The sequence below is a fragment of the Microbacterium sp. Bi128 genome, assembly GCF_918698205.1.
In genome coordinates this window covers 1-3,607 of the sequence record NZ_CAKKMM010000449.1, presented here as the reverse complement: position 1 = coordinate 3,607, position 3,607 = coordinate 1, and the positions used below count along the sequence as shown (strand labels likewise).

5 protein-coding genes and 1 pseudogene are annotated in these 3,607 nt (G+C 67.8%); all 6 read right to left on the bottom strand.

The features are described 5' to 3' along the window. Nucleotides 1–543 (bottom strand): annotated as a pseudogene (locus tag LQV45_RS20795) (amino acid permease); the annotation flags it as partial. A 387-nt stretch (nt 544–930) separates the two neighbouring features. After that, on the bottom strand, nt 931–1,380 hold the full coding sequence (locus LQV45_RS20790) for a hypothetical protein (RefSeq protein WP_230008643.1): 450 nt from the start codon (nt 1,378–1,380) through the stop codon (nt 931–933). After that, the gene (locus LQV45_RS20785) at nt 1,377–1,970 is read right to left on the bottom strand and encodes an Asp23/Gls24 family envelope stress response protein (RefSeq protein ID WP_230008642.1); all 594 of its coding nucleotides are present in this window, start codon (nt 1,968–1,970) and stop codon (nt 1,377–1,379) included. Before LQV45_RS20785 ends, LQV45_RS20790 begins: the two co-directional genes overlap by 4 nt. Further along, nucleotides 1,967–2,554: an RNA polymerase sigma factor gene (locus LQV45_RS20780; RefSeq protein ID WP_230008641.1), complete on the bottom strand. Its 588-nt coding sequence runs from the start codon at nt 2,552–2,554 to the stop codon at nt 1,967–1,969. The genes LQV45_RS20785 and LQV45_RS20780 overlap by 4 nt, the downstream gene beginning before the upstream one ends. 42 nt (nt 2,555–2,596) lie before the next feature. Further along, entirely contained in the window at nt 2,597–2,827 is a 231-nt protein-coding gene (locus LQV45_RS20775; protein ID WP_230008640.1) for a CsbD family protein, read from the bottom strand. A gap of 61 nt (nt 2,828–2,888) precedes the next feature. Further along, complete coding sequence (locus tag LQV45_RS20770) at nt 2,889–3,473, bottom strand: hypothetical protein (RefSeq protein ID WP_230008639.1); 585 nt, start codon at nt 3,471–3,473, stop codon at nt 2,889–2,891. Nucleotides 3,474–3,607 lie beyond the last annotated feature (134 nt).

The window sequence follows — 3,607 nt, the reverse complement described above, 5'->3', positions numbered from 1 at the left end:
CCAGAACTCCGCTTCACCGAACGCCTTCACGGTGGGGAGGTTCAGGAGGATCAAGACCACGGGCGTGAGCAGCGCGGGGATCCACAGGGGCGTGCCGGGAGCGAGCTTGTCCACGTAGCCGGAAATGGCGACGATGTCCGCCACCCCGGTGACCACCCAGAAGAACCAGTAGGACCATCCGGTGAAGAAGCCGGCCCACGGCCCCAGGAGGTCACCGGCGAAGTCGCTGAAGGACTTGTAGTTCAGGTTAGAGAGCAGGATCTCGCCCATGGCACGCATCACGAAGAACAGCATGAAGCCGATGATCATGTAGACGAAGATGACGGAGGGGCCGGCGAGCGAGATGGTCTTCCCGGACCCCATGAACAGGCCGGTGCCAATCGCGCCGCCGATGGCGAGCAGCTGGATGTGGCGGTTGCCGAGGGCCCGGGCGAGGTGCGGTTCGCGGTTCCCGGAGTCACCATTGGCGGAGGCGGCAGTTCCAGTTTGGGCAATGTCAGATTCTGCAGTGGCCGGAGCGGCCGTGGTGGTGCGTTCAGACATGAGGCTTCTTCCTTGTCACAGGCGGTCGCCGGCGGGGGTTCCACAGTGCGGGCCGCACGGATCCGTCAGAGTGTGACGGAGGTAACAGTTTTGGCGGGTAGATCAAGGTTAGGGCCGGTATTTCGTGGTCCCTGTTGTCACGTCGGTCCGCGTTGGTGGACCGTCTGGTCGGTGGAGTGCCGCCGCGCTCCCGGCGGGACGAAGCTCCCGGAAGGCGCGGGAGCCGGTCCGGGACCCTCATCTTTCGCCGGGCCCTAGGGAAAATTGCGACGCGGGCACGCCCGCCCGCTGCGGGGCTCCGAATCGCATTGGCGCAGATCACCCGCCCGTGGGCGGGTTCGACAGCTGTCGATCATCTTAGCTTCAGTTGTCGTCCGCTGTCTTTTGTCATATTTTGCGCGGCGGGGCTTCTGAAACCTGGTCGATGCCGATCTGGACGATGCCAACGTGGACGTTCACAGGGTGCGGGCTGAAGTGCCGCCGCACCGCCGCGGCCACGGCCCGGGCCACCTCCGGGGCCGGGTACGCCCCGCTCACGCCGATGCGCGTCCTCACGGTCGAAGGTGTCGCGCCGGCACCGGAATCGATGACGTCAACAGCCGGCGGCGCTTCTCCGGTCACGGCCGACCGGGCCGCGCCCGCGATCGTTTGCCAGAGCGGTCGCGCCGGATACACCGCCGTCACGCCGTGAACGGCCTCGATGACCGCCCGCAGTTCGGCCGGCAGCGCGGCGTCGGGCTGTTCGCCCGGCAGCGCAGCGTCGGGCAGCTCGGCCGGCAGCGGGGCGTCGGGCAGTGCCGCAGGTGTGCCGTGCCCGGGAGGCAAGGGCTGGGTCATGGCGTCTCCTCTGGGTCTGGATTGCCGGGCTCCAAAACGTCGGTGATCGTGACATCGATCGCCGTGATGTTCAGTTCTGTCTGCAGGGCCAGGGTCGTGGCCAACTTCCAGCGAAGCGCGGTGGCGCGCTGTTCCAAGGGATGCCCGTAGACGACGGCGAGGTCGACGCCGATGGTGATGGGGGCCCCCGGCTCGGTGACGTCCCCGTACAGGCGGCATTTTCCGGCAGCGGTGCCGGGCAGGGAATCCGCAACAGAGCGGATCAGCGCCGATATGGCGCCCTCTGTCTCGGTGAGGAGGTCGCCGGGTGTGTCGGCGCGCAGGGGAATGTTCCTGCCCGGCCGCAGTTCCAGGTGCAGGTTGTCCAGAATGGTCTTCATCCAGTCGTCGCTGCCGTTGCCGGCCGCGGCGGTGTCGGCGTCGAGCAGTTCATTGCCGAGGGCCGCGAGCCTGCGCAGCGAGGCCAGCCCGGACTGGCATTCGGGACAGTCCTCAAGGTGGCCGGGATCGCCGATCCGTCCGGTGTCCAGGTATTCGCTCAGGTCTGCCAGGTTGTGCCCGCAGCCGAGAGTCTCGCCAGGGGTGCTCATCGCCAGTCCTCCATTTCGCGGGCCAGAGTGATGCGTGCCCGGGAAAGGCGGCCGCGGACGCTGGCAGTGCTGATGTTCAAGGTTTGCGCAATTTCCTCATAGCTCTGGTCATTGAACGCCTTCAGCACCCAGCAGCGGCGTTGTTCCTCGGGCAGGGCGGCCAGCGCGGTCTTGCGCGCGTCCATCCGGGAACCGCTCAGGGCGGCGTGTTCGGGGTGGTCCCTGTGAGCGGCGCCCGCACCAGCCTCCAGCCCGTGGTGGAGATCGCCGAGGTCCGAATGGTTTCTTCGCCGGCGCAGGTGGTCGATGCTGCGGCTGCCGGTAATACGCAGCAGCCAGCCCTTCACGGCGTCCCCATCGCGCAGGGTGTCGAGCTGCTTCCAGGCCTGCATCAGCGATTCCTGCACTACGTCGTCGGCATCGGCGAGGGAGCCGGTCAGGCGGCGGGCGCAGGCCCGCATAACGGGGCCATGCCGTCGGGCCAGCGCCTCGAAAGCGGCGGTGTCGCCGTCGGTGGCCCGACCCACCAGCAGGGCGTCCGGTACGAGGTCCAGTTGATGCGGCGCCGAAGGTGAACCAGTCACGCGCTTATCTCTGCTTTCATCGCGGGCATGTCGGGGTGCGGGCTACTCCTTGCTGAAGCCTTCCTTGAGCTTCCGCGCGGCGTCCTTGATGTTCTCTCCGATATCGGCCGCGGCGTCCTTGACCCGGTCGCCGGCCTCCTGCAGTATTGCCTGGGCCTGCTCGTGCTGGCCTTCCCGCTTGAGGCCCTGGTCGCCTGTCATGCTGCCGACGCCTTCTTTGGCCGCACCGATGTGGTGGATGACTGTGTAGTTGACTTTGTCGTCGATTCCCATGATGTTTCCTCTGCTGTCATTACGGCGTGGTGCGGTGTTGCGGTACGTATCTTCCGGCCGGCTAGCGGGCGCGATCCGGTGCGGCCGCCCAGGTTTTGGTGCCGCTGGTGATTCGGACCAGAACCGGGAGCGGATGGCCGAGCAATGTGTCGATCCCCTGCACCAGGACGTCGGCGGTGTCCGCGATCTCCCTTGGAGATGCGCCCTGCCGCGCCTGGAGCCGCAGCCGGAGTCCCGTTGTGCCTCTGTTGTCCCATGCCGATACCGAGGTGCCGAGTACCAGGCGGTTGCCGGCGAGGGCCTGTTTGACGGCCGCCGAGACAAACCCGGTTTCGACGACGGTGGTGCCGCGGCCGCCGTCAGATTCCCGGCCCACGCGAGGTGTCCGGCCGCCACCCTGCGATGCGATCCAGGCGATACTGAGCCCGGCGGCCGTGGCCAGCGCGGCGAGCCCGGCCATGGCCCACCAGCTGCGGGCGGGGCCCGGGAGCGGTGCCGAGGCGAGGAGTGTTCCGGCCTGGTCCAGGAGGGAGGATCCTGTGCCCGCCCATGCGGCCGCAACGTCCGGCAGGATCCCGGCGGCAGCCGTTGCAGCGCCGGCCGCGAGCAGCACGAGCCCGGCCAGGGCCAGCAGGATCCGATTCAATGCCCTGTTGGTCCGACTCGTTGCCCCAGCGCCCCTTCCCTCATGATGTGGATTGTCGGTGCGATCCGGCGGCCAAGGGAGTACCCGGCCAGCTCGTCGTCGACCGCGGCGCTGATCGCGTCCCGGTCCACGGA